20 protein-coding genes are annotated in these 25,654 nt (G+C 49.9%); 13 read left to right on the forward strand and 7 right to left on the reverse strand.

Features of this window, described 5'->3' with window-relative positions; all coding sequences use genetic code 11:
* Positions 1 to 7: 7 nt before the first annotated feature.
* Positions 8 to 1,504 (forward strand): leucyl aminopeptidase, encoded by a 1,497-nt coding sequence (locus tag ELAC_RS09700; RefSeq protein WP_098039090.1) that lies wholly within the window; start codon positions 8 to 10, stop codon positions 1,502 to 1,504.
* 149 nt (positions 1,505 to 1,653) lie between these two features.
* On the forward strand, positions 1,654 to 2,694 hold the full coding sequence (gene asd, locus ELAC_RS09705) for an aspartate-semialdehyde dehydrogenase (protein WP_098039091.1): 1,041 nt from the start codon (positions 1,654 to 1,656) through the stop codon (positions 2,692 to 2,694).
* Positions 2,695 to 2,845: 151 nt separating this feature from the next.
* Here the strand turns inward: asd and dinB are convergent, their stop codons facing one another.
* A complete protein-coding gene (dinB, locus tag ELAC_RS09710) occupies positions 2,846 to 3,904 on the reverse strand; it encodes a DNA polymerase IV (protein WP_098039092.1) in 1,059 nt (352 codons plus the stop codon).
* Positions 3,905 to 4,122: 218 nt separating this feature from the next.
* On the opposite strand from dinB, the gene ELAC_RS09715 reads away from it, so the two are divergent.
* The 5 genes from ELAC_RS09715 (at position 4,123) to ELAC_RS09735 (ending at position 8,416) form a co-directional block, all read left to right on the forward strand.
* On the forward strand, positions 4,123 to 4,329 hold the full coding sequence (locus ELAC_RS09715) for a hypothetical protein (protein WP_098039093.1): 207 nt from the start codon (positions 4,123 to 4,125) through the stop codon (positions 4,327 to 4,329).
* Between the two features lie 427 nt (positions 4,330 to 4,756).
* Positions 4,757 to 5,509, forward strand: a complete 753-nt coding sequence (locus ELAC_RS09720) for a cytidylyltransferase domain-containing protein (RefSeq protein ID WP_098039159.1) — start codon at positions 4,757 to 4,759, stop codon at positions 5,507 to 5,509.
* A 3-nt stretch (positions 5,510 to 5,512) separates the two neighbouring features.
* Positions 5,513 to 7,063 carry a GNAT family N-acetyltransferase gene (locus tag ELAC_RS09725; protein ID WP_098039094.1) on the forward strand — a complete coding sequence of 517 codons (1,551 nt, stop codon included), beginning with the start codon at positions 5,513 to 5,515 and terminating at the stop codon, positions 7,061 to 7,063.
* The gene (locus ELAC_RS09730; RefSeq protein WP_098039095.1) at positions 7,063 to 7,713 is read left to right on the forward strand and encodes an HAD family hydrolase; all 651 of its coding nucleotides are present in this window, start codon (positions 7,063 to 7,065) and stop codon (positions 7,711 to 7,713) included. The genes ELAC_RS09725 and ELAC_RS09730 overlap by 1 nt, the downstream gene beginning before the upstream one ends.
* Entirely contained in the window at positions 7,706 to 8,416 is a 711-nt protein-coding gene (locus tag ELAC_RS09735) for a hypothetical protein (protein ID WP_098039096.1), read from the forward strand. Before ELAC_RS09730 ends, ELAC_RS09735 begins: the two co-directional genes overlap by 8 nt.
* Positions 8,417 to 8,488: 72 nt before the next feature.
* Here the strand turns inward: ELAC_RS09735 and ELAC_RS09740 are convergent, their stop codons facing one another.
* Positions 8,489 to 10,270 (reverse strand): glycosyltransferase, encoded by a 1,782-nt coding sequence (locus ELAC_RS09740; protein WP_098039097.1) that lies wholly within the window; start codon positions 10,268 to 10,270, stop codon positions 8,489 to 8,491.
* A 197-nt stretch (positions 10,271 to 10,467) separates the two neighbouring features.
* Here ELAC_RS09740 and holA point away from each other — a divergent pair, with 197 nt between their 5' ends.
* The 3 genes from holA to ELAC_RS09755 are packed head-to-tail and all read left to right on the forward strand — an operon-like array spanning position 10,468 to position 12,902.
* The gene (holA, locus tag ELAC_RS09745; protein ID WP_098039098.1) at positions 10,468 to 11,472 is read left to right on the forward strand and encodes a DNA polymerase III subunit delta; all 1,005 of its coding nucleotides are present in this window, start codon (positions 10,468 to 10,470) and stop codon (positions 11,470 to 11,472) included.
* A gap of 20 nt (positions 11,473 to 11,492) precedes the next feature.
* Positions 11,493 to 12,209 carry an SAM-dependent methyltransferase gene (locus ELAC_RS09750; RefSeq protein ID WP_098039099.1) on the forward strand — a complete coding sequence of 239 codons (717 nt, stop codon included), beginning with the start codon at positions 11,493 to 11,495 and terminating at the stop codon, positions 12,207 to 12,209.
* 6 nt (positions 12,210 to 12,215) lie between these two features.
* Entirely contained in the window at positions 12,216 to 12,902 is a 687-nt protein-coding gene (locus ELAC_RS09755; RefSeq protein ID WP_098039100.1) for an ankyrin repeat domain-containing protein, read from the forward strand.
* Between the two features lie 55 nt (positions 12,903 to 12,957).
* On the opposite strand, the gene hemW is transcribed toward ELAC_RS09755, so the two are convergent.
* The 3 genes from hemW to ELAC_RS09770 all read right to left on the reverse strand — a co-directional run bounded on the left by hemW (position 12,958) and on the right by ELAC_RS09770 (position 16,986).
* Positions 12,958 to 14,112 (reverse strand): radical SAM family heme chaperone HemW, encoded by a 1,155-nt coding sequence (gene hemW, locus ELAC_RS09760; RefSeq protein WP_098039101.1) that lies wholly within the window; start codon positions 14,110 to 14,112, stop codon positions 12,958 to 12,960.
* Positions 14,106 to 14,591 (reverse strand): hypothetical protein, encoded by a 486-nt coding sequence (locus tag ELAC_RS09765; protein WP_098039102.1) that lies wholly within the window; start codon positions 14,589 to 14,591, stop codon positions 14,106 to 14,108. Before ELAC_RS09765 ends, hemW begins: the two co-directional genes overlap by 7 nt.
* A 547-nt stretch (positions 14,592 to 15,138) precedes the next feature.
* A complete protein-coding gene (locus ELAC_RS09770) occupies positions 15,139 to 16,986 on the reverse strand; it encodes a cytochrome c biogenesis protein (protein WP_098039103.1) in 1,848 nt (615 codons plus the stop codon).
* 355 nt (positions 16,987 to 17,341) lie between these two features.
* Here ELAC_RS09770 and ELAC_RS09775 point away from each other — a divergent pair, with 355 nt between their 5' ends.
* Both ELAC_RS09775 and ELAC_RS09780 read left to right on the forward strand, forming a co-directional pair.
* Entirely contained in the window at positions 17,342 to 18,040 is a 699-nt protein-coding gene (locus ELAC_RS09775) for a hypothetical protein (RefSeq protein WP_143406494.1), read from the forward strand.
* A gap of 11 nt (positions 18,041 to 18,051) precedes the next feature.
* Complete coding sequence (locus ELAC_RS09780) at positions 18,052 to 19,110, forward strand: hypothetical protein (RefSeq protein ID WP_098039105.1); 1,059 nt, start codon at positions 18,052 to 18,054, stop codon at positions 19,108 to 19,110.
* Here ELAC_RS09780 and ELAC_RS09785 read toward each other — a convergent pair.
* Together ELAC_RS09785 and ELAC_RS09790 are read right to left on the reverse strand one after the other, a co-directional pair.
* Positions 19,107 to 21,638: a hypothetical protein gene (locus tag ELAC_RS09785; RefSeq protein ID WP_098039106.1), complete on the reverse strand. Its 2,532-nt coding sequence runs from the start codon at positions 21,636 to 21,638 to the stop codon at positions 19,107 to 19,109. The two genes, ELAC_RS09780 and ELAC_RS09785, sit on opposite strands and share 4 nt — an antisense overlap.
* The gene (locus tag ELAC_RS09790; protein ID WP_143406495.1) at positions 21,635 to 22,309 is read right to left on the reverse strand and encodes a hypothetical protein; all 675 of its coding nucleotides are present in this window, start codon (positions 22,307 to 22,309) and stop codon (positions 21,635 to 21,637) included. The genes ELAC_RS09785 and ELAC_RS09790 overlap by 4 nt, the downstream gene beginning before the upstream one ends.
* Before the next feature lie 525 nt (positions 22,310 to 22,834).
* Between ELAC_RS09790 and ELAC_RS09795 the strand changes: the two genes are divergently transcribed.
* On the forward strand, positions 22,835 to 25,651 hold the full coding sequence (locus ELAC_RS09795) for a 2-oxoglutarate dehydrogenase E1 component (protein ID WP_098039108.1): 2,817 nt from the start codon (positions 22,835 to 22,837) through the stop codon (positions 25,649 to 25,651).
* The last annotated feature ends 3 nt before the right edge of the window (positions 25,652 to 25,654 follow it).

Here is a 25,654-nt window from a genome sequence, read left to right on the forward strand (position 1 = left end):
AAAGCAGATGATCAGGCACGTTACCTCTGAACCTTCTTTCGCTAAAAGAAAAGCCAGGGATCTCCTGCTTGTTCCCTTTTGGAATAAGGGCAGCGAGGCTCAAGCGGCTTTCCGCGATGTCAAAGGGGTTCGGTGGAACGACTGGGGAGTACTCCGGGATTTCAAGGCTAAAGAGGGAGAGGCTGTCCTCTACTATGACCATGGCTTCAAAGAAAAACGCCTGCTGCTGGTCGGCCTGGGTAAAGAGCAGGATGCCACTGCTGAAACTTTCAGGAGGGCTGCAGCTTCCGCCTATGAAAAGGTAAAAGGGCTAAAAATCCAAAGCCTCTCTCTTTTGCCTCCCGTACATCATAAGATTCCCCACAATCAAGTCGAAGAGGCCTTTTTAGAAGGGATGCTGCTTGCCGCATATCCTTTAAAGTCCCATAAAACGGGCCGGTCGCGCGGCGATGCCGATCAACTAAGTGAGATAGCCCTGATCAGGAGCGTTCTTGCAAAGCAGGAGATCGATGCTCTCCAGAAGCTGACGGGCGCGGTTTTTTATGCCCGCGATCTTGTGATCGGCAATGCCGACGATGTCACTCCATCTTACTTGGCAGCCAAAGCCCGCGAGACCGCCCGCGAATTCGCGTCCGTTACAGCGAAGGTCTTAGGCAGGAGTGCCCTCAAGCGCGAGAAGATGGACCTTCTTTTGGCGGTGTCTAGAGGGTCAAAGCTTGAGCCTAAACTCATCGTCTTGGAGTACCGGGGTAATCAAAAAAGTACTCATCGGACGGCTGTCATCGGCAAAGGAATCACTTTCGATACCGGCGGGCTGAATCTTAAACCGACCGGATCCATAGAAACCCAGAGAGGTGATATGGCCGGCGCCGCTGCCGCTTTGGCCCTCATCCGGGCATTGGCGTCGCTTAAGATCAAAACCAATGTCACAGTGGTCATTCCATCGGCGGAAAACGGCATCGACAGCGCCAGTTACAAGCCGGGAGATGTTTACCGGAGCCACAGCGGGAAAACAGTCGAGATCGCCAACACGGACGCCGAAGGCAGGCTCATCTTGGCGGACGCCATTTCCTATGCCATCGAGAAGTTTAAGCCGGCGCAGATCATCGATCTCGCTACCTTGACGGGAGCGATCATCGTAGCACTCGGTCATGAGCTCTCAGGACTTTTTTCCAACGATGACGCTCTTGCGGCAGCTTTGACCAATGCCGGCGAGAAGACCTATGAGAGGGTGTGGCGGATGCCGCTCCCAAAAGAGTATCGCTCAAGTCTCGATTCCGATATCGCCGATATCGCAAATTCGGGAGGAAGGCCTGGAGGATCGATCAAAGCGGCTCTCTTCCTTCAAGAGTTTATCGGTGACACACCCTGGGCACATCTGGATATTGCCGGAACGGCCTATCTGCCTTCAAAGCAGAAATACCTTCCCAAACAGGGAACAGGAGTGATGGTGAGACTCTTGACCCGCTTTTTTCAAGATGAGGCGGACTCCGGTTCCAGGTAGCGATGGTTTTCGGTTTTTAACCGAAAAGCTCCCGAGGCTTGCATCGAAAGTGTCTTAAAATCCGAAATTTTGAGACACTTTCGGTGTACTGTAGTTTGTGGACAGTCTCCTATTACAAGCCCCAATCACTCTGGATTCAAAGGTATTTTATGCAGAAAGGTAAGATTCAGGTTGGCATCCTCGGTGCAACCGGCGGAGTCGGTCAGCGGCTTGCGCTGATGCTTGCAAACCATCCTCAGTTTGAAGTGGTTTCTCTAGTGGCATCGGATCGATCCCAGGGAAAGAAATATTCAGAAGCGGCCGAGTGGTGCGAAAGAAAGCCGATGCCTGAAAACCTTGCCGGGAAAGTGATCGATCCGGTTCGTTTCGATCTCCCATGCCGAGTCCTTTTCTCTGCTTTGGATGCGGAGGCTGCCGCCTCGTGTGAAAGTAAGTTTCGGGATAAGGGCTATCATGTCATCTCCAATGCCAGGACGCATAGGTTCGATGCCGATGTGCCGCTCTTAATCCCTGAAGTGAACAGCGACCATCTCTCCTTGCTGAAAGGGAGAAAAGAAGGCGGTTCCATCGTCACGAACCCCAACTGTGTGGTGGCGGGATTGGCCCTTGCCCTAAAACCTATTCACGACCTGTTTTTCTTGGAAGAAGTGCATGTTGTCACCATGCAGGCAATATCCGGCGCAGGCATTCAGGCAAAAAAAACGATGAATATCGATGATAACCTGATCCCCTTTATCTCTGGTGAAGAGGAAAAGATTGAGACAGAACCTAAAAAAATCTTGGGAACGCTTCAGAGTGGAAAAATTATCCCACTGGAGGTCAAAATTGCCGCTCAAGCCAACCGGGTTGCAGTATCCGATGGCCATACGGCATGCGTTTCAATCAAAATTAGAAAAAAAGTTTATCAACAGGAATTGATCGGGGCGTGGCGTACTTTTCGGTCCAAAGAAACCGAAGGGTTGCCGTCCGCGCCCCAATACCCCATCCACTATCATGAAGAGCCCTTTTTTCCTCAGCCTAAGCTGCATAGAGATTTGGATGGCGGGATGGCTGTCAGCATCGGGAGGCTGCGCTCCTGCAGCCTCTTTGATTTCCGGTTCGTCGTCTTGTCGCACAACATGAGTCGCGGAGCTGCCGGAGCGGCAGTTTTAAACGGTGAAATGATGCTGAAACAGGGGTATTTCAATTAACATTCGTCTGTAACGCTCTGCAGAATGCGTCTCCAAATTCCGAATTTTGGCAAAGCGAATGCCCCCGAGATTGAGAGATTGCAAGCCCTCTAATATTAGAAATATGAGGTGGTTTGCACTCTCTCAATCTCGGGGGCTTTTCTTTTGAGCCTTAGAATAAGTTGGGTTGCCACCAGCCGTCGTTTAAGCGGTCGAAAGTGATTCCGATCAGCCGGATGGGGGGGTATCCGGGATAGGTGCTTTCAAAAAGCGTTTTTGCCCGGGTGGAGAGGATTTCAAGATCGTTGGTGTAGAATGGGATGTTTGTCGAGCGCGCGATGGTCTTAAAGTCGAAGTAGCGAATTTTAAGCGTCATCCCGCGGGTTTTTAAGTTCCTCTTCATGAGTCTTCTGTGTGCCTTTTCCAGCAGGGAAGCTAAGTTGGATTCGATCAGGGTGATATCGTAGAGGTCCTCGTCAAAGGTGGTCTCGGCACCGATGGACTTAGGCGATGAGCGTCCTTCGACTTTTCTGTTATCCACTCCGCGTGCCTGGTTGTAGAAGAGGAAACCGCGCGCGCCAAACTCGTGGATCAGCTCCTGCAAAGATCTCTCTTTCAAGTCTTTGATCGTCTTGATGCCCAGCCTGGCCATCTCTTGTTCGGTGACTTTGCCGATGCCGGGTATGACGGCAGCGTCCAGCGGCTCTAAAAATGTGTCCAGCTCAGTTTCTGTCACCATGCACAGGGCATTTGGCTTTTTGAGGGAGGAGGCGATTTTGGCGACCATTTTGTTCGGTCCGATTCCAACAGAGGACGGTAGACCCGTGGAGTGCCAAATCGCCTGTTTAAGCTTCCTGCCTATGTCGAGTGGAGAAGGGAAGTGAAGCGACTCTTCGGTGATGTCCATGTATCCCTCGTCGATACTGGTCTCCTCAACTTGAGAGGAAAATTGATGGAAGAGAGTGAAGATGGTGTCGGAGATTTCCCGGTACAGAGCGTAGTCGCCCGGAATGAAAATAGCATCGGGACAGAGCCGTTTGGCAGTCATGAGAGGCATGGCGGATCTGACTCCATAAACTCTTGCTTCATAAGAGCATGTGGATACAACTCCTCTCTTTTCGATCGGACCTCCGATAACCACCGGTTTTCCCTTAAGGGCCGGATTTTTATGGATTTCCACCGAAGCGAAGAAGGCATCCATGTCAAGATGTAGGACAATCCTTTTTTCCATGAACCCAAGCAAGTGACTTGCAATCTTTCAATCTTGAGGACTTTCTCAAATTCCCCATTCCAAATTCCGAGACAGATTCGGTCCCTCAATTGTAACTGCTCGCTCAGGTCAAAACCATTAAAATCTTAATGATTGGCACGGCATTTGCTTTATCTTTGCAAGCGGGCAAAACACTGACTTGAATTGCCGGCTTTTTGAACTTCCAAAGGAGGTAATCCATGGTGGTAAAAAAGAAAGCCACAACGGCTAAGACGAAAGTAGTGAAGAAAGTAGTGAAAAAAGTGGTGAAGAAAGCACCTGCTGCGAAAAGTGTGAAGAAAGTAGTGAAAAAAGTGGTGAAGAAAGCACCTGCTGCGAAAAGTGTGAAGAAGCCTGTAAAAAAGGCGGTAGCGCCAAAAAAGAAAGTAGCGGCGAAAAAAAAGTAATCGCCGCTAAACCGGCTGCAAAAAGCATTCAGAAGAGTGAAAGCACACTCTTTGCAAGAAAGGCTCCCTCTGCAAGGAAGCTGACAAGCGAAGGCTGGAAGCGCAAAATGATGAGGGAACTCGGAAAAGCGCGTCCAAAAAAGGGCTGACACTTTTCGCTTCTTTCCTTGAGTAAGTCTTGCTAGAGGCGGTTTATACCGAAAGTGCCTCGGAATTTGGTATTTGGTAAAGAGAAGGCTCTCCGAGATTGAAAGACCGCAAGCCACCCGGCACTAAAAATATGGGTTCATTGACAATCTTTCAATTCACAGCCTTTCCTGGCCAAATTTCGTGACGCTTTCGGTATAACGACCCTCCTGAAGAGAAGACTTGCTCGAGGAAAGTTTTTTCTTGATTTTTACCTGTCGCAGAGTCTTTGATGAAGGGCATGACGCCATATCAAAGCCATCTTTCTATCTCTGCGATTATCCAAGCCCGGATGGGTTCTACGAGGCTGCCCGGAAAAGTTTTAAAACAAGTCTTGGGGAAACCGCTCCTGCAGTGGATCATCGAAAGACTGCAGAGGTGCAAGTACCTCAATTCGATCGTTGTCGCAACAACGACTCTTCCTGAGGATAATCCTATCGAAGCCCTTGCGCTTTCAGAGTCCGTGGAGTGTTTTCGCGGAGACTCAGAAGATGTGCTGTCCAGGTACATAGGCGCCATGCGCCGCTTTGGAACGGATATAGGAGTGCGCATCACAGGAGACTGTCCCCTGATCGACCCCTCGATTGTGGATGAGGCGATCCAGCTCTTTTTAGATCCCTCTTCCCACTTTGATTATGTATCGAACTGCGTCAAAAGAACATACCCTAGAGGTCTTGATGTCGAAGTGTTCTCCTTCGAGGCATTAGAGCAGGCCAACCGATCTGCAAATACCAAAGAGGAGAGGGAGCATGTCACCTACTACATCGTGACGCATCCCACTCTATTTAACATGGGCTCGATGGAGCAGAAAGAAGATCTTTCTTCGCTCAGGCTGACAGTCGATACCGAAGAGGATTTTCTGCTCGTGTCAAAAATCATCGAGGGACTTGCGGAAAAGCATCCCCATTTCGGTCTTCCCGAGATTGTCACCCTTTTGTCCAATCACCCTGAGTGGCTTGCCATCAACGCCCACATTCAGCAAAAAAAGGTTTAAGGAATGGAGATAGGTTTTGAGCTGATTCTTCCTGTCAAAGAACATGCAATGCAGCTGCTTCCGTGGATAAACGACCATGAGACTCTCAAAAATTCGTTTCATCAAAACAGGCGGCATCCGGACGAGTTTTTTGGCGAGTTTGTCGGAAGATACTTCACCTCCCCGCAATTTCCTCCGGTATTCATCCTCCACGAGGGAAAGCGTGCCGGGTACCTGCGGTTTAATGAGACAGAGCACATCAAAAGACCCGGAACTCCCTGTCTTGAGGTTTCCATCTGTATAGCACCCGAGTTCAGGTCAAAAAAAGTGGCGACAGGAGCGCTGAGGGCTCTAGATGATCTTTTGCGAGGCAGGGGTGTTTCTGGGCTTTTGGCAGAGGCTAAAACAGGAAACGATGCCTCCGTGAAAGCTTTCGTCAACGCGGGCTTTAAAGAAGAGGGAAGGCATTTTAAGACAGTCCACGACACCGGAGAAACACTGGAAGTGGTTCTCCTGTTTAAGGAACTGGAACAAGAGGTAAAGCAGGGGAGTGTCTATATCATAGCGGAGGCTGGCTCGAACTGGCGGATGGGATCTAAAAAGCGTGACAAGGCGATGGCGAAAGCGCTGATCGATGTCGCCAAAGATGCCGGAGCGAACGCAGTCAAGTTCCAGACCTATCGTCCGGAGACGGTCTATGTCGAGAACGCGGGCAAATCAGGGTATCTGGCCGATGCGGGAATTTTAGAAGACGTCAGTACGATATTTTCCGATTTGGCGATGCCCTATGAAATGATTGAGGATCTTGCGGCCTACTGCAGGCAGTCCGGGATAGATTTTATGTCGACTCCTTTCTCTGAGAAGGATTTTGAAGAAGTTGATCCTTGGGTTGCCCGTCACAAGATTGCCTCGTATGAAAATGGTCATGTCCATCTCCTGGAGCTTGCAGCCAAAGCGAAAAAGCCGCTCATTCTTTCAACAGGGGCATCAACGGTCGATGAGATCGCCTGGGCCGTGTCGACTTTCAGACAAGCTGGTGGAAGTGATATCACCCTGCTTCAGTGTACCGCCAGGTATCCTGCAGAACCTGTCAGCATGAATCTTTCGGCGATGGCATTTTTGAGGGCGAGATTTCGCTGTCCGGTTGGCCTTTCCGATCATAGCCGCGATCCGATAATTGCTCCCGTCATGGCGACAGCTCTTGGCGGCGTGGTCATAGAAAAGCATTTCACCTTAAGCAACCATCTTCCTGGGCCGGACCACAGCTTCGCCGTGCTTCCGTCGGAGTTGAAAGAGATGGTTCGATCTGTCCGCGAGGCAGAGATGATGAGGGGAGGAGGATTTAAAGGAATCCATCAAAACGAAGAAGAGCTTCGCCGTTTCGCAAGGCGCGGCCTGCAGGCCACCCGGCACATCGAAGCGGGAGAAATATTTGCGGAGGGGGTCAACTTTGCCATTTTAAGACCCGGCAATCAAACGATTGGAGTGCACCCGCGATTTATCGGAGAGATCGAAGGCAAGACGGCAAAGAGGGAGATCGAGGCGGGCAGCGGTATTCTTTTCGGGGATTGGTGATGCCCTATCTCGACAAGCTGAAGGCGGTTTTAATCGATTTTGACGGGACTTTGATTGACAGCATGCCCTTCCTCTTCCAGGCCTACAGCGTGATGCTTCTGAAACGGGGAGTGACTCCGACCGAGAGTGAATTCAGGGAGCTGACCGGACCGACTATCGAGGAGGGAGTCTTGCTGCTTCAGCGAAGATACGGCTTCAATGAAAGTGTTGAGGAGATGCTTAAGGAGTGGAGAGCCTCATTAGCCCCATTGTACGAAGAGGAAATGGTGCCCCTGCCGGGAGCAATGGATTGCGTAGGCTTTTTAAAAAAACGCTTTAAAGTAGCCCTTGTGACATCAGCTGAAAAAGGACTCATCGAACCGTTTCTAAAAAAGAGCGGTCTCTCTTTTGATCTGATCGTTTCAAAAGAAGATGAACTGCCATCAAAACCAAGCCCTATGCCCTATCAGGAGGCATTAAGAAAGCTTCAGGTCGTAAGTGGAGAAGCCATTGCCATCGAAGACTCCGAAAATGGTGCACGCGCCGCGTTGAGCGCTGGAGTTTTTACTCTGATGCTCTCACGAGAAAGAACAACACTTGAGAGCGAGAATGTGCGCTTTGTCGCCGATTGGAAGCAAATTAAGGAATACATTGAGAGTCGTTATGGATGAGTTTGTCGAAGTCTCCTGCAGAAAAGATTTCAAAGGGACTTTAGTTGAGAACGTACGTCATTTAAGCGATGAGTCGCTCAGAAGAATCGACGAGATATGGGACAAGGAGTTTCAGATTAGGCAGGGTAGTCTTTACAACGGCGACGTTTTAGGGATTGTCTCCGCAAGCGATGAGGAGCTGCTTGTTGAAAAAGTGGAGTATAAGCTGGTTTTAGCCCTTCTTCGGGATCCCAGGCTCTCTGCCGAAATTTCCTTCAAACCTCTTTCGACATCTGGGATGACGATCTCTTCAGGGGCTGTGCTGATCGGACAACGTTCCCAATATGTCTCTTCTTACCCTAACTTTTATGAAATGGTGCCTTCCGGCAGCATAGACTGCTCAACTTGCCATGAGGGGATTATCGATTTAAGGGAGCAGCTTGTTAAGGAGTTGACAGAGGAGGCCGATATTCACCCATCTTATATCGAATCGACGGAGGGGTGGTCGCTGATCTATGACGTTGCGGGGAGAGGCTATGAGGTAGTTGCGCGCCTGCGCGTTAAGGAATTTATCTCGTCGAGTCCCAAGCACATGTCTGAAGGGGAGTATCGATCCCTGATCTGGTTGCCCAAGGAGGAGTTTGAAAAGCATCTAATGCAGCATATCGATCACTATGTTCCTTTGACAAAACATCTTTATTACAGTTGGAAAGAACTGATTTAGTGAAATATCCCGAAAGTGTCTCAAAATAGAAATTTTGAGACACTTTTGGTGTTGTCTGTCAGAAAGAGTGCTTTAAGCGAATAGGGGCAAGCGGATCAGGCTCTCACCAAAAATAGAGGGCAGTTTAATGTTCATCTGCTTGGCAAAGCGGGAAAACTCTCCTTGCATTTTCTTGAAAAACAGCGAAGCCAAAGCTTCTTGCTTGGTCAAGCGTGGGCTGTAGGGTTTTTTCACTTGCAGATCTTTCGCGACAAGATTACTTAGAGCGCCTCTCCAGCCAACAGGCCTGAATGCGATCCCGCTCTCTTTTCTTTGCATCAGATCCTTGAGCTGATGAACAAACGACTCGTCATTTTCCAGCTTGGCGGCCAGTCCATGTCTTTCCAGATAGGCTTGGTTGGGCATTTCCCAGGGGTGTGGATCGACAGACAGCATCGGAACGCCCATCTCGGCGGCTTCGGCGGAAGTGGCTCCTCCCGGCTTGGTGATGATCGCGTCGGCGATCTTAAAGTAATCGGCCATGTTTTTTTCATCCACAAACCCTTCGGCCTTCACCGTCACAAAGGGAGATTTTTGATCTGCAGGCAGGCTTTTGAAAAATTCGTCGACCTCACTTTTAAGCTTCTCATTTTTGCCGCAGATTACGACAATTTTTGTCGGCTGATCGATTCCTGACTTCGGATCAAGCGCCATCTTCAGGTATTTCAGGATGTGATCGCGTATTCCCTGTCTTCCCATCGATAGAAGGACGCATTTTTCCCCTCTTTCGATTCCTTTCTCTTTGCGGATAGCGTCCAGTTTGGCCGGATTGTTCTCCTTTACGAAGGCTCCACGCACGGGATAGCCTGCCACAAAGATATTTTTACCCATTAAGGGCAGCAGGGAGACTTCCCAGTCGCCGATTTTTTTGCCTTTCAAGATCTCGGGATCCGGAGCATTGATCCAGAAGTTGACAAGGTCAGGTTTTACCTTATCGGCAATCGGCAGAAGCGCGTTGTTGAAGTCAAAGTCGGTGTGCAGATAGTTCAATTTGGTCCCTGTCATATTGGCCAAAGAGGCGTGTTCCTGATGATGGGTGGCAACGGAAAAGAGGGCGGCGGGTTTTATGTGGCGGATTTTGTCGGCTACTTTTCGCATTTGTTCGTTTGGAATAAAAGCCTTCAACCTGTTGCCGATCGCCCAAAGCTCATTGGCGGCATTCAAGTCGTTGTCTTGCTGAAAGACGCGGTTGTACACTTCGGCCATTGTGATCTCTTCGCCTTTATACTTCACACCGGCCCGGTAAAGAGGGTCGTTTTGCTTGTCGAGCTCATCCTGGTTGAGGATAATCGCTTCATATCCTTTTTTTTCGATCATCTCTTTGATGGCGTTGGCCGTGGTGACGTGGCCGCCCCCTGATGAAGAAGTCAGAACCACAACTTTTTTACTGCGGGTGCTAAGATCTGAGTTTAAGTAGCCTTCCCTCTTGGCAATCGCGTTGAAAAACTTCTCGGCGGTTTCTGGATTGTTCTGAATGAAACTCCGCACCTCCTGGTGCGCAAAGGAGTCGAACACGCGGTACATGTCTTTAGCGTCAGATCCAAGCAGGGAACCGTAGTATTTCAGCGCCTCCTTCCACTCATGCATTGCGGCGTTAGGATTGTCGCATTTAAGGCAGCTAGGCGCTAAAATCTCATCAAAACAGCGGGCGATGTAGTCGGCGCGCTCCGAATCCATCAGAACGTGGGCTAAATCCTTGGCAAAATTGGAACTGTAAGCCTTTTCTTTGATCACCTCGCCCTGGGCTGTAAGCAGATAGCGGTCATGACCGGCCTGAATTTCATGAAATGGGGTTGTGATTGGGTAGCTGCTCATACAAAACTCCTTTTTTGTATTTATCTAGGTGTTGAATATCTTATCTTTTGTAAATTAATTAAATCGTAAGTTGGTGTTAATTTATCAATAAACGATTAATTAAATATTAATTTACATTGTATTGTGGAAAAGATGTGCGTGCCTTAAGAGGACGGATCGTGTACAATCTGCAGGGATGATTTCAGGGGGAATAGTCGATGAAGTACGACAGTTTGAGAGCATTTCAAAAACACCTGCAGAGCGCCTCGCCATCGCACTTCTCTTCGACCTATCTTTTGCTTTCCAAAGAGCCGTTTGATCTCAAAGAAGCTGTCACCCTCCTTTCTTCGGCCTTGGGTTCCGGTGTCACAGTCATCCGCCTGAATCCGGAAAAAGAGGGGGTAGCCCCCCTGCTCAATGAGCTGTTGACCCTTTCTCTCTTTCAGGGGATGAAATTGGTAGTGGTGGAAGAGGCCGACAAGATCGCCAAAAAGGAACAGGAGCGTCTGAACGATTGGATCAAAGGCAGCGCAAAAGGGGCGTGCCTGGCGCTTGTCTCCTCTTCGCTGCGGAAAAACTCCGCCCTTTTCCAATTGGTTGAAAAATATGGTGTTATCCTCGATGTGCCGGAAGTTAAGCCCTGGGCAAAAGAGAAACAGGCCGTTGAGTGGATCCTGTCCAAAGCGGAAGAGAGAAAAGCCTCTCTTGACCCGGCGGCGGCAGCTTTGCTTGTCGAATGGATTGGCAGCGATAAGGACACGCTTCTCATGGAGCTTGAGAAGCTGACGCTCTACACCGACGGAAAGAGGAAAATATCCTGTAAAGACGTGTCGGCATTATCTGAAGCAGTTTCCAAAGAAAGTGTATTTAAACTGGCGGAAGCGCTTTTTAACAGGGACGCCAGAAAGGCAATTTCGATACAGTCGGCCCTTAAGCGAGAAGGCATCCAGGCCATCGCGGAGATCAAAATGCTGCGCCAGCAGTTTGAAGTGGAGCTGCAAGTGGCTATTTTAGCCAGCGAGGGCCATGATGAGGCGATCGCTGCTCTCTTTCCCTATATGAAGGGATTTATTTTACAGCAGCACAAAAAACAGGCGCTCACCTACGGTGCAGCCTCACTGAGAAAAGGACTCATCGCGATTGACAAGGCGGAGCTGATGCTGAAGAGCGTTCCTGCCGACCCCGAGATGATTGTCGATAAACTTATAGCAGAACTTTGTTAATTGAATAAGGAAGTGAATAAATGGCATTGAAACGAGGGGCATTGGTGATTTTGCCCAACCTGATCGGAGAAGCGGCAGTAAAAGAAAATTTACCAGACGCTGTGGAAAAAGAGGTAGCCTCCTTAGACGGGCTGATTGCAGAGAGTGAAACAGCAGGACGGCGCTTCCTGGGCCATTTTATCAAGGACAGAGCCGCGCAAGTGCCTATCGCTGTATTCACAAAAAAAACAAAGGATGAAGACATCGATTTTTATCTTGAGCCCATCCAGAAGGGAGAGAAATGGGGACTTGTATCCGATGCGGGCCTTCCGTGTATCGCAGATCCCGGCAGCAAGCTGGTCATGCGCGCAAGGAAAGTGGGAGTTAAGGTAAAAGCTTTGCCGGGACCCTCATCCATTATGCTCTCCCTGCAGCTTTCAGGACTTTCTGGTCAGCACTTCACCTTTCATGGATATTTGCCGAAGGAGCACCCTCCGCTGATCAAGAAGATTCGGGAGATGGAAAAAACGATGAAAGCAACCGGTGCAACCCAGATCATGATTGAAGCCCCTTACCGCAACGGCTCGCTCTTGAATTTGCTCCTGGAGAACCTCGCCGACGACACTCTTTTATCGGTGATGTGGGACTTAACGCTTCCTTCCGAAGGCGGGATGACAGAGTCGGTAGCCACCTGGAAGAAGCTCGCTAAACCTCAACTCGATAAACGGCCCTCGGTCTTTTTGATTGGAAAGGAATAGTGAAAGATGACCTCTATTGGATATGTAGCGACAACAACAACTAGTACGCTCTTTACAAAAGAGGCGGACGATTATAAGGAAATCGTCAGCGCGATTGGCATCACCACAACGAATGAAGCCTTCGATATTCTGGTTGCCGATGTGGTTGATTTCGATCCCAAAATAGGCGGCGCTTTCGGTATCACCGTCCTTGCTAAAAGTGCGCTTATGGGCAATGTCGAGTTGGTTGCGCATATCATCGCCAAGTATGGCAAGGAGATCGTCAACCATGGCGATATGTTCGGAATGCCCCCTATTGCGTATGCAGCCCACTGCATGGTGGTCGATAACGGGCTCCGGGTGGCCAAGGTGCTTGCCATGAATGGCGCCGATATCAACCTTGCCGTCAAACAGGGTTTTTTCATCCCCGAACTGATGCCCGTTCCTGATGGGGCGACAGCCCTTTGGATTGCCGTCCACAAAACATTCAACACTCCGATGGTGCGGTTTCTTCTAAGGCGGGGAGGGACTCTTAGCCCGGGGGCGGATTTGCCAGAGCCTAAGCTTGTTCTCAAAGCGCGGAAAATACTGCAGATCCAGAGGCTGCTCTTGACGGGCCACTTCAAACGGGCGGGCACGGAAAACGACAGTTGTCTGGCGTCCCTTCCGTTGGAGATGTTTCAGAAAATTTATAACGAGGTTTCCTCTTATTAGGTGCTAGTGCTTTGTCTGAAAAGGCTCCGATGGGCAAAACTTGTCAGACAGAGCGCTAGATTAACTCGGATGCGACGTCGTTGAAAAAAAGGCGCCCTTTTTCGGTAAGGGAGATTCTTGCGCCATCTGTGCGAAGAAATTCCTTCTTCTCCAGATTAGCCACCTCTTCCATGAGTTTTTGGGAAAGTGGCATAAACCTCTCCTCAAATTCTTTGATGGCGACACCTTGAGAGAGCCGAAGGCTGATTGTGAAAAGCTCCCTGAGCTTGCCCTCTCTTTCGAGCTCTTCTTCGAAGTCGATCGGGCTGTCTCCCTCTTTGCAGAGCTTAAGATATGTTTTGAGATTTTCCGTATTGCGCAGTCTCTTGCCGCCCAGATAACTGAAGGCGGACGGGCCGAATCCAAAAAATTCTCTTCCAAGCCAGTAGCCGGTGTTGTGGCGGGAGTAAAAGCCGGTCTTGGCAAAAGCGGAGATCTCATAGCGGTGAAGGTTTTCCCGCTCAAAATGATCGACAGCATGCAAAAGCATATCTTTGGCCTCCTCATCGGAAGGAAGGAGTAGGCTCAATGCGCTTTTTTTTCGATAAAAGGAAGTGCCTTCCTCAAAGGTGAGGTTGTAGAGTGAAAGATGGGTGATCGGCAGGTCGGTTGCTGTCTGAAGAGTGTTGTCCCATGACTTCTTCGTCTGTCCCGGAATTTCATACATCAGATCAATCGTGATATTGTCGATTCCCGCTTCGGCCGAGGCCAAGACGGCGTCACGCCCTTTTTGGGCGCTATGCTCCCGTGTCAGAGACAGAAGCAGGGCGTCGTCAAAGCTTTGGATGCCGATGCTGGCTCTGTTGATGCCGGCAGATTTGAAATGGTGAAAAGTCTCTTTGGAACACGATTCCGGGTTGAACTCCATCGTGATTTCCGTATCAGAGGGCGAAAAGGCGATAGCCCTAGTGACCTCGTTGAGTACGGTCTCGATATGCATTGCAGAGAGAAGGGAGGGGGTGCCGCCGCCAAAATAAATTGAGACCAGTTTTCTCTTTTTTAAGATGGGGGCGGCTCTTTTAATCTCTTGGATAAACCCCTGTACTAAGCTCTCATGGAGCTCTTTGTCATCCTTTACGACAAAAAAATGGCAATATCCGCACTTTTTTTTGCAGAAAGGAACATGAAAATACAGGCTGATTTCCTCAGGCTGGGGAAGAGGTATTACCATTCATTTGCGTCAGGGTCGACGATGTTTTTAGCTCCGCGGCGCCATCTGTTTTTCTCGGAAAAGAAGGATTCGTCTTCTTCGTCCGTTGCAGTGTGGTGCTCTCCTTCCTCTTCATCATCATCTGAGCGCTCCTCGCCCTCACCGCTTTCTGTATCGTGGGTTTCGGTGTCAAAGTCAACGCTTGTGTCATGGACTCCGGCGCTCGTGTCACCGATGTCGATGTCAGGAATAGTGGGGATTTCTTGGTAACCGCCTCTTTGCTGCTGTCTTTTGGGCGCAGCAAATTCTTCTTCTTCGCCGCTCATTTTCAGGAAGTGGAGGCGCTCTTTTTCCTCTTCAATCTTGGTTTTTACCTGCTCGATTTCTTCCTTATGACGCTCTTGGTCTTTCTTAGGAACTAGTCCCATCTTTAGCCACTGCTCTAAATCGGCAAGCTCTTGCTCGAGTTTTTTTAGCCTTTCGCTTTTAACATGTCTCATCGCACACTCTCTAAACAAGATTTATTGATATACGCATTATTGCATTTCTTGAATGCTATCCACCGGTAGGATTTGTCTTTTAACTCTCGCAGGAGAGTGATCCTTCCAACTTTCCAATCCATCAGCAAGTTGGTCGAAATCCAAATCTGTTAACAGGTCCTTATAATCACTAAAAAGTCAGAAACCTGACCTGTGGATATCCTCACGTAAATGATGATGGGTTTTCATTTCGCGAGGCAGATAAACACTTTTTTGCGGTAGCAATAAAAAAAGTGCACCGCAGGATAACACCCCACACATAAATAGTCTAGCATTTTTTTGATTTATAGAGGAACATATAGCCGCATTTAATTTTATTTTCCTGCGGCAAGTCGTTGGATTGGATGAGTATACCGAAAGGATCTCAAAATTTGGGATTTTGGCTTTGAGAAAGCTCCCCAAGATTGAAAGATCACAAGTCACCTCGTATTGCTAATGCCGGGGGTATCTCGGCCGGGCGGCCAAAAGACGGGAGTGTCTCCCATCTTCTAAGAGACTGGCCGCACGATCAGGCGGCGACTCTCTTTCTGATACTGACAAGGCCGATAAAAAGCAGTTCGGCAAGGCAGAAGGCGACAAACCACTCAGAGCCTCCCGATCCAAAGCCGTAGCTGTGCAATCCGGTTCCTAACAGGTAGTTCACACCATACCAGGTAAATCCAATCAACAGCGCACCTACAATGGCCCCCATGGATAGTCCGGCTTCTTTAATCATTCCAAACCGATAGAGATGGATCAGGATCAGGTAGAGGCAGCTTGAGATGAAAGCCCAACTCTCTTTTGGATCCCAGTCCCAAAATCTGCCCCAGCTCTGCTGCGCCCAAACCCCTCCAAGAATCGTCCCCGAAATTAGCAAAAAAGTGCCGGTATATAGAATAATGAGGATCAGTGACGACAGTGATGAGGCCAAGTCGCTCTTTACCTTGTTTGAGTTAAGCCAAAGATGCACATGCGCCACAGCAGAGGCGACGATGAAGAAAGCGTAGCTTGAAACGACCATCAAGACGTGGATGATCAACCAAAAGCGAGAGTTTAGCACTGCCGGGGCATTCTCCAAATTGCTATCAGGGAAGGCAACACGCGTCAGGAATAAAAGGGCTGAAGCTGTGAGAGCGCCTCCAATGAGCGGTAGCTTTGACGGGAAGGTTCTGAGGAAGAGCAGGGAGATGACTGCCGCCACAAAAGGTACAAAGAGCAAAGATTCCAGCATGTTGGAGACGGGGGGCCGCTCGAGAATATAAATTCGTAGCGCAAGGAGGCAGGCGTTCATCAGCAGGGCCAGGGAATAGGCGAAAAGTCCGTAAGATCTGGCCCCGGTCCACTTCAGGGAAAGGGCTATCAGGACGGCTGCCGTCAGATAGAGAAAAGCTGTTAGACCGACGAGGTCATACCGGATGTAAAAAAGTTCCGCTTTGAGCTGAAGGGCCGTCGGGAAGCTGCCCTGGGTTGTTAGCAGAAAATCTTGGTACCTCTGATGTAAAACGAGTCCCAGTGCGTTTTGATTCTCCTGGAAAGCTGCCGTGCCAAAGCTGTCCACCAGGGCGACCGCTGCTTTTTGGATCTCAGGGTGGAAGTCGGCTGTTCCGAAGGATGGATCATGGCTGAGGGAGGCGCTGAGAGGTAGCCAGCGGTCGGAAGGCCTTTTGCCCGGAATCATCCGCATACCCAGCTCGGCAGAAGAGTTAAGTCTTGCATCAGCTGAAAGTTGGTTGCTTTTTGCGGAAAATAACTGATAGAGGCGGTAGAGTCTCTCCGCCTCTTGCTGGGATCGAAGGTCTTCGAAAAGCGAAGACGCCTCGATCTTCTCACCTCGCCCCAGCAGATTCCAGCTGTTTGCTTTTGAAGTTTTGTGAATGAACAAAGCAGGGGAGGGGCCCTCTCTTCTGAGCTTGACCGATAGCCCCGGTGCTAAGTTATTCAAATTGACAGTTTCCCCTTGCTGGTAGGGTAGTTTTTCCTGCTGGATGAAGCGGGCGATGAGCGGCGGCAGCGTCTTTTTTACAAAACCGGCATCGCTCTCGAACAGTCTTAGTAGTTCAGCAGCAGTCAGGTTTGTTTCGCTTCTTTCGGGCAGATTCACATCGATGAATTTTAAGACTTGAAGCTGCCGCCAATTCATTAGCTCCAGCATTAGAACCCGCGTGGGGTCGGAAGAGGTCTTTCCCAAGAGGCGCTCTTCAGTATTTTTAACGAAGGCTTCAAAAGGGCGATAGCGTCCCTGGTAGAGAACGGGTGCTGATGCCAGAGGGTCGGCGTTGATCGTCTGAAAGAGCCAGATTCCCAGAGGAATGAGGAATAAGAGACCGAAAATAAAACTGACTTTCAGGGTGTTTAAAGGGTTGTGTCTATTGTGCATGATGACACCATACTAAAACCTCTTTTCCATTTCTAGCCCCATTTAAAAGACTGTTAACGGATGCGGGTTTTGTTGAACCGACCTTGTGATTATTTTTTGGTTCACTATCCGATACTGCGTCTTGACCCCAAAAAGCGAATCAAAAGTTGGTCAAAATCATCCCCAAAATCAAGAGAAACCAAATCTTCTGCAGCCTTCAAGGGGTCTATCCGCCTAATTCGCTAAATTGTGTAATATTAAAGAACTATTAAGATTGATTGTTTTTGTCTTTATAACAACTTAATTATTTGCGGTTAGTATTAATGCTTATTCAACAGATGTTAATTATTTTTTAAGTAAAAGGTTGTGTATGGGCATGATGCCAGTGAATTATTCTCCGGATGTTGTCTTTGTCAATGGTTTGAAAGAGTGGACCTGCTCTGACAAAAAAACAGTCGCTCAAGGATTGACGCGTCTTGTTTCCGCCGTGGCCTTTCCTATCATCACTCTTCTGGGGGCTCTTTACAATGCAGTTGCTTTCGCGATCAAGGTCCCTCTGACCTTAATTCGATACACCATCGGCTTCATCCCCACTAAAGAGGGAAGGGTCGCCGATCTGCTTCCTGAAGATACGACGATGAAGCACATGATGTGGCACGTCTACAGGATAGTTTTCACTTCCGCTAATATCGTTGTTTTCCACCCTCTTCTGCTCCTGAATCCAGAGGTCGGCATCGCTTACCATGAAGTGCTGGGACTTGTCCCCCGAGAGGATTCTTTTGTTCGGCAAAGAAAGAGAGAGGATGGCGAAGCTTCCGTTGTTTCTCCGCAATCGAACTCGATCCCTCCGCAGCAATCGCACTCGATCCCCCCACCGCCGAACCCTGAAAACTTCAAAACCTTCAAGTTGAAAACATGGAAGGAAAAGCAGGCAGAAGCAGCTAACGGCCGCGCCTCTCCGGTTCAAGAGAAAAAAACCGAAGTAAAACCGAAGAAAGATCATCCGAAGGGCTTTGGGGGATTTGACCCAACAGCAAGTCCTCTCTTCGCCAAGGCGAAAGCCAACTTAGTTTAGGAGTTAGAAAGATGGAACTATTACCAGTAAGAAATTCAGTCGACAGCCTCTTCTATAGAGGTATTGAGCATCTAAACCACTCCGAAAGCGGCTTTGTGAAGCAAGCTGTGACAAGAGCCGTCCAGATGGTAGCGATCCCTCCTATCATGATCTTGTCCGTTCTTTACAACGCTTTTGCGATTGCTTTAAAAGCCCCGGTGACGCTCATGCGCTACACGATCGGATTCATTCCCACGGAAAAGGGGAAGTTGGCCGACATGTTTCCCGAGGATTCAACTGCCTCGCACATGGCTTGGCACGCTTATAAAATTCTCCTTTTCTGGGTCGACATCGTCCCTCTTTACCTGGTGGGCATTATCCACCCGGGCGCGAACGTGTTTATCCACAAAAAAATGGCTCTGATCCCATCCATCAAGATTGATATCGAAGTGGATAAAACGAGCCCCGAAAGCCCCAAAGTGAACATCGAAGTGACTGTTTCCGCACCATCTGTGCTTCCGCCCCCCGTGCCATCATTTTCGCCCCCACTACCACCCCCATTACCGCCACCCAATTGGAAGGTTGCTGAGAAAGCGGTCACTACCCCCTCAACGAATGCAACAGGAAAAAAGACAAGGCCTCTCCCTAAAATCCCGATGGAGGCCTTGCTGAAAAAAGCGATTGGAGACCACCAAAAAAAGGCGCAGAAGCTTGCAGAATCGGGACAAACCATCGAATCCCTTATCCCCAAAAAGGATAAGATGATGGGGATGTTCAACATGACCATCATCAATCAGAAATTGGCGTTCATCGAAGCCAAACAAGAGGACGATTCGATAGACGAAACCCCTACGTTAGATAGCGAGTGGGAAACCGACGATTTGCCCCCGTTCGATCCATCTCCTATTCTCGATGATACGTTGAGCGCCATTATGAACGCTCCTAAAGTGACGTATCAACTTGAAGAGGTTACTGACAAAACACCTGTGCATGTAGTGCCGACAGATATTGCCAACAGCGATCACTACAAAAAGATGGCCTTCCTGCATAAGATGCAGGAGGAGGATGATTCGGACTGGGAGATTGACTAGATTTTAGCCTTTTTCCTGATAGTGAACAGGTAGAGCAAAACAATTCCCAGAGCCACCAAAATTGACCCCGCAAAGACGAGAAGCCTCTTTGAGGGGTCATAGTTAAGCGCGAGGCGTACCTCAGGTACGTCGCTCTCATCCGAGGGTGTGATGCTCGACAGAAAAAAACGATATCCCTCGTCGGTCTCGAAGACGCGGTTTAAGCCGATCTCTTTCCTCTCAACTCTCCCTGTCTTCTTGTCTTGCAGGTAGAGAACACTCTCATAAGCCTCTGCCTGAGAACTGCCCGGATAGGCGATCTCCCGTGCATCCTGCACGCGGACGAGATAGGGGATGTCCTGCTCTTTGGGAGCGATACCGAGCTTTAAGCGGCCTTCAAAGAAGGGGAGAAGCAGGTTTCCGCCGCGGCTTGCCGAAAGCAAAAGACGCTCGCTTGTCCCTTTCCAGGTGATATCCAGAAGAAATAGCGGCGCTCTTTCCTCGCCCTTCACTTGCCCAGCCGGTTTTTCCTCGAAACGGAACGTCACAGTGGACTCAAGGTAAGGAGGGGCCGATTGCAGGACGTTCCTGATTCTGTCCGCCTCTTCAATATCAAGAACCCGAAGCAGCTCTTTGGAGAAAAAGGGTGTGCGCTCGGCCTCGCTTAAAAGCCCTCGCATAACAGGGCTTGCACTCTCACTTGCAGCCGCTATGTTAAATGCCTGCATCGCCTCTTCTCGTGGCAGATCAGTGAAAAACGGGAAATGAAACGCTATCTGGCTATAGAGCGCTTCTCTGTTGATGAAATCCTGAACATTGAAAGAGCCTTCGGGAACAATCTCATGGTAGGTGAGGCCATAAAGGCGAAGTAGCAGGCTGAGAAACTTGGCCTTGGTAGCTGTGTCCAAAGGGAACTGGACAGGCGCCGGAAGGGATTCTTTCATCTCCTTGTCCAGCACAAGGGCAAGCTCTGAGAGCTTCCCTAAAAAGAGAGTGTTATCCTCTTCATCAATTAAATGAGGCAGCGGGATTTCGGAGCGAGAAAAAGCTTCCTTCAGCGATTTTGCGTCGTTGGCTTTTTCCAAGGCGTTCTCAGTCAAAAGAGTCGTCAAGGCAAGGGCCCGGGTCAATTCCTTTCTTTGGTCAAAAAAGGAGCTCCTTTCAAGAGCTCTTCGCACCTTTTCCGGAAGAGGAGCAGCAGCCCTGTAGAAGTAGAATCCCTCCTCGGTAAAAGTTTTTTGAAAAAGCGCCAAAAGCTCGGAAGCCTCTTCTCTTTTTGTGGAAAAAACCAGCAGCGGCAAGAGGTGGTCAGGCATGGCAGAGAGCCTTTCCGCAGCAAAAAAAAGAGCCGCCCTTTCAGGAGAGAAGCTTTTGTTGTCGATTAATGAGCAGGTGAGAGGTAACTCGACAGAATAGCCCATGAAGCCATCGTCATAGGAGAGAAAGCGTGCGCCTTCACAATCGGGCCCCATCGCGGTTTGGGTCAACTTCCCATCACTGTCTAAAGAGACAATCTGTATGGCGCCCCTCATGTCTTTGATGAAGAGCAGTTTTGGCTCCATCGTGAGATGAGGTCTCCTCAACTTACCAAAACACTCGAGCGGCATCTTCTCGGAACGAGTCACTTGCAGTGTTGGTAGATCCAACGAGAGCGATTCCTCACCTTTCCCGCAGTCGTAGTCAATATTAAGAGTGGTGGTGTCCTCTGAGAGCTCGAGGGTTGCTTTGATACCCCTCTCGTCGATTCCTTGGCCGATAGCTTCCCTTAAAGATCCGGAAAAAATGGGGGTGGGTCTGCCAAAAACGTTCAGTGTCAGGTGTGCGTCAAGTAGCGCTTCACGAATGACCGCTTCCGGTTCTTCCGCCTTTACGGCAATCACTTCGATCACCCCGCCCTCTCCCTGATGCATCTTAATTTTCCCTGAGGGAGAAAGGGGGACTCCCTCTTCAAATATTGTCACGGGCATCGGTCGAAGACCTCGCAGATGAAGGAACCCCCCTTTGAAAAAGCTGTCCATATGAAGTGAGGAGTGCTCCCGGCTGCCAACGATGCGGACAGTAAAAGGAGAATTGGAATTATCTGCAGTCCAGCGGCCCAGGTAATCTTTATGGAAGGGAATGCGGTAGCGAGAGACACTTTCACCTTCTTTGAATTCCGCTATAAGCTCAATCTCTTCCGGGATGATTGCCACCCCGGTTTGCGAGCCGGCACGCACAGAAATCATCCCCTGGAGGCCAAAGAAACTTTTCACGATCAGCCCGCTAATGATCACCAGCAGGCCTAGGTGTGTGACAAGAAAGGGAATGTGGCGGGAGCGGAACGGATAGCGCCGGAGGGCCGAGATGAGAATGTTAAGAAAAAAGCCCCCTAAGAGTAATCTGAAGGGAAGGCTTGAGTAGACGCTTTCCATTGCCAGCTGATGCGAGCCTGTTTTCGACTCGACAATTGTCCCGTAAGCGACAAAAACCGCCGTGGCAAACAGTAAAAAAACAGCGAACAGAGCGCCGCCGAGGAAATGGTATGTTTTGGCTATCAGCTTTTTCATCATGGAATGGGATCGATCAGTTCAAAAGACCTTGCAAAAGAGCGGATCTCATTTTCTCTTTTGTCGATAGCTTCCTCTTTGCCTACCACCTTGATTGTGATGTCGCCTCGCATTTCAGCAATCTCGCTGGACTTCTTCCCTTTTAGTGCCGAAAGGGCAGCATAGCTTCTTTCCGGTAGGCTCATCGCAAAGCCGAGAACCCGGACGCTGCTGCCTTTGATCGTGCCCCGCCCGTCCAGTAGGTATCCCGAATATCCGGAAAAGGCTTGCCTTGTCAGCTCGAGATCGGGCGGGGGGGAGGACTGGAATTGCTTTTGCCAGCGCGTTATCTGTGCCATTGGTGGAATCCTCGCCTCCAACGTTTCTGCCGGGAAGCTGTGGATTTGTACCCTGATCAGATCATCGCCCTCACCGATGGTCCACTCCTGCACCGGCAAAGTCGTGTCATGTTCAGGACCTGTCCTTTTGACCTCTTCCCAGTTGGACGGCCGCCTGACCCGCCAGATGGGCGCATCCAAGTCGCCCGAGCGACCAACAATTTCCTGAACGACGGCATCGTCTTGCTCCTCCGAAGAGCAGCCGGAGAAAAAAGCAAGAAGGATCGGGAGAAAAAGCGCCTGCCAGGGCAGGTGGTGTATCCTCCGGAGAGGTTGCGTCAGAATACAGGGCATCATAGGACAGTGGTTAAAAATTGGCCGGACGTGTTTCGGCAGATACCGAAAGTGTCTCAAAATTTGCTTTTTGGCAAAGAGAAGGCTTCCTAAGATTGAAAGATTACAAGTCACTTAATATTAGAAAGATGAGGTGATTTGCAATCTTTCAATCCCGAGGCTTTCTCAAAGCTAAAACCCGATATTTTCAAAATTTTCGGGATAACAAGAACGTAACAGGCGTAGCATTAATTGACTACCTTGAAACAACGGGTTAAGACCCTTGATTCTCGACTCGAAGGGGGCTATTTCCTCGACTATGGAATATTACCGGCAGAGCCTCAGCATTTGGGGTTTGGGGTTTAGTAGTGTGGTATCTGAAAGGCTACGATTTACCTCATCTTTCTAATATTAGGTGGTTTGTAACCTTCCAATTGCGGGGTGTCCTCGTTGCCAAAAATCACATTTTGAGGCACTTTCGACATAATCTTCCTTTTAAGAAAATTTTTTTCTTTGTACATCTGAATACAAAAGATACCAAGGATCAGCATGGATCGGCCCGCCCGCGATCAATTTTTTCTATCTCCTTTAAACTTAAGCTATCTCGATCCTCTTTATCAAGAGTATAAAGAGAAGGGGGAGGCCGCGTCCGTTAATTTGCGTGAGCTATTTGAATCCATCGACAGGGAGGAGGTTTCTCAAGGCGAAACGTCCGCTCAGTCCGAACCCGCTACCTCTCTCCATCAAGAGCTCAGGATCATGAGGCTCATCAATGCCTATCGCACCTTCGGTCACCTCGAAGCGAAAATCAACCCTATCAACCTCAAAGGGATGGAGCCTGTAAAACCTCTTAACCTTAATTATCTGGGTTTTGCCGACGACGAGATGCACCTTTCGTTTCCCACCTGCGGGCTGATGCCTCAGGAGACAGCGCCTCTCAAGGAGATTGTCGCTTGGCTGCGAGACACCTACTGCGGCCAGATCGGCATCGAGTACATGGGGACAGAAAACTTAGAGCTCGAAGAGTGGATTCAGCAAAGGATAGAGCCCAGCCGCTTTAAGGTGCAGCTGCCGCTGGAAACTAAAAAGCGTATATTGGAACTTTTGAACCACTCCGAACTCTTTGAGAAATTTCTCCACACTAAATTCGTCGGTCAGAAGCGCTTTTCTTTAGAGGGAGGTGAAACCCTCATACCCATCATCGCTACGCTGATTGAGTCGCTTGCGAAAGCCGGAGGCGAAGAGTTCGTGATCGGAATGGCCCATAGGGGTCGCTTGAACGTTCTCGCTAATATCTTGAGAAAGTTGCGCAGCGACATCTTCAACGAATTCGAAGACAGGTGGCTTCCCAACTCTTTCCAAGGTTCCGGCGACGTCAAATACCACAAGGGGTTTTACGCCTCCGTCAAAACAGAAGAGGGGAAGGAAATTGCAATCACCCTGACTCCCAACCCCAGCCATCTCGAGTCCGTCAACGCGGTCGTCGAAGGTCAGGTGCGCGCCAGGCAGGACGCTCTCGGGAAGAGCAGCGAGGATAAAGTGGTGCCCATCCTAGTCCATGGAGATGCCGCCCTCTCAGGGCAGGGGATTGTCTACGAGACGCTGCAGATGTGCGGGTTGGAAGGCTACAAGACAGGCGGCACAGTCCACGTCGTGATCAACAACCAGATCGGTTTCACCACCTTACCGAAAGACAGCAGATCCACCATCTACTGCACCGACATCGCCAAAACATTCGGTGCGCCCGTCTTCCACGTCAATGCTGAAGATCCCGAGGCGTGCATTTTCGCCACGGAGCTTGCCTCGCTCATCCGCCAGACCTTCCACATCGACGTCTTTATCGACATCAACTGCTACAGGAAATACGGGCACAACGAATCGGATGAACCGGCCTACACCCAGCCCCTGGAATACCAGCTTATCCGTTCTAAAAAGTCGATCCGCGAGCTCTTTCGCGACCAGCTCATCAGCCACGGATTTGTGGAAAAAGAGGTTGCTCTCAAGTTGGAAGAGGAATTTCATCATCTGCTGCAGGAGGAGATGGACCTGCGTAGCGAAGCAATCCACAGGCCGAGACACGGCAGCCTTAACGAGCCGACGTTCGATGAGGCAAGGGAAGAGATGCTAAAGCCAGTTAAAACAGACGTGAGCCTCGAGGTGATCCGCAAGGTCGCCGAAAAAATCGGTAGAGTTCCTCCAAATGTCAATATCCACCCCAAGCTTGCCACGCTGCTTGAGGAAAGAATGAGCATGGCCGGCATTGGTAAAGAGGTTCGCCCCATCGACTGGGGGTGCGCCGAGACGCTGGCGTTTGCGACGCTTCTTAATGAAGGGCGCTCGATCCGCATTGTCGGCCAAGACAGTTGCCGCGGAACATTCAGCCATCGCCACGGTGTACTCGTCGACCAAAAAGAGCATGGTGCTTCCTACACTCCCCTGAAGAATATCCACACGGAGCAGGGAGCCTTTCACATCTACAACTCATTCCTCTCTGAATATGCCGCCCTTGGATTTGAATACGGCTACAGTCTGGCGGCAAAAGACACCCTTGTGATCTGGGAGGCGCAGTTCGGCGACTTTGCCAACGGCGGACAGGTGGTTACCGATCAGTATATTGCCTCCTCCGAGCAAAAATGGGGGCAGCAGTCGGCACTCACCCTCTTTTTGCCGCATGGCTACGAAGGCCAGGGTCCCGAGCACTCTTCCGCGAGACTCGAGCGCTTCCTCCAGCTGTCAGCCGAGAACAATATGTACGTCGTCAATCCCACAACGCCCGCCCAGATGTTCCATCTGCTGCGCCGTCAGGCACTCAGAAAAACACCTAAGCCCCTCATCGTCATGACCCCAAAAGGTCTTTTAAGGCATCCTCAGGCTGTAAGCACACTAGAGGATCTCTCGAAAGGAATGTTTCAAGAGGTGCTTGACGACATGAACCCTCCCGAGAAAGCCGATCAGATCGTCTTCGTATCAGGTAGGTTCTACTACGATCTGGCAGAAGAGAGAAAAAAAGCCGGCTCATCGCACATGGCGATCATCCGCATCGAACAGCTCTACCCCCTTCACGCCGAGAAAGTCGCCGCCATCGTCGAGAGATACAAAGGCTTTAAAGAGGCCTTCTTCGTTCAGGAAGAGCCAAGCAACATGGGGCCGGCCGACTACATCATCCCTCGCTTGCAGAGCCTGCTTCCGGAGGGGATGCCGCTTCGCCTCATCGCAAGGGAGCGCAGCGCCGCCACGGCGACAGGCTCCCACACCCTGCACAAAAAGCAGCATCAGCATATAGTCAACGCCCTCTTTAAAGAGGCCAAACCCAACCTGTTTGACATCGCTAGGTCATCCGGAAAAGAACCCTTGTCCCACAAATAGAGG

Origin of the sequence: Estrella lausannensis (assembly GCF_900000175.1) — a bacterium.
Taxonomy (GTDB): Bacteria; Chlamydiota; Chlamydiia; order Chlamydiales; family Criblamydiaceae; genus Estrella; species Estrella lausannensis.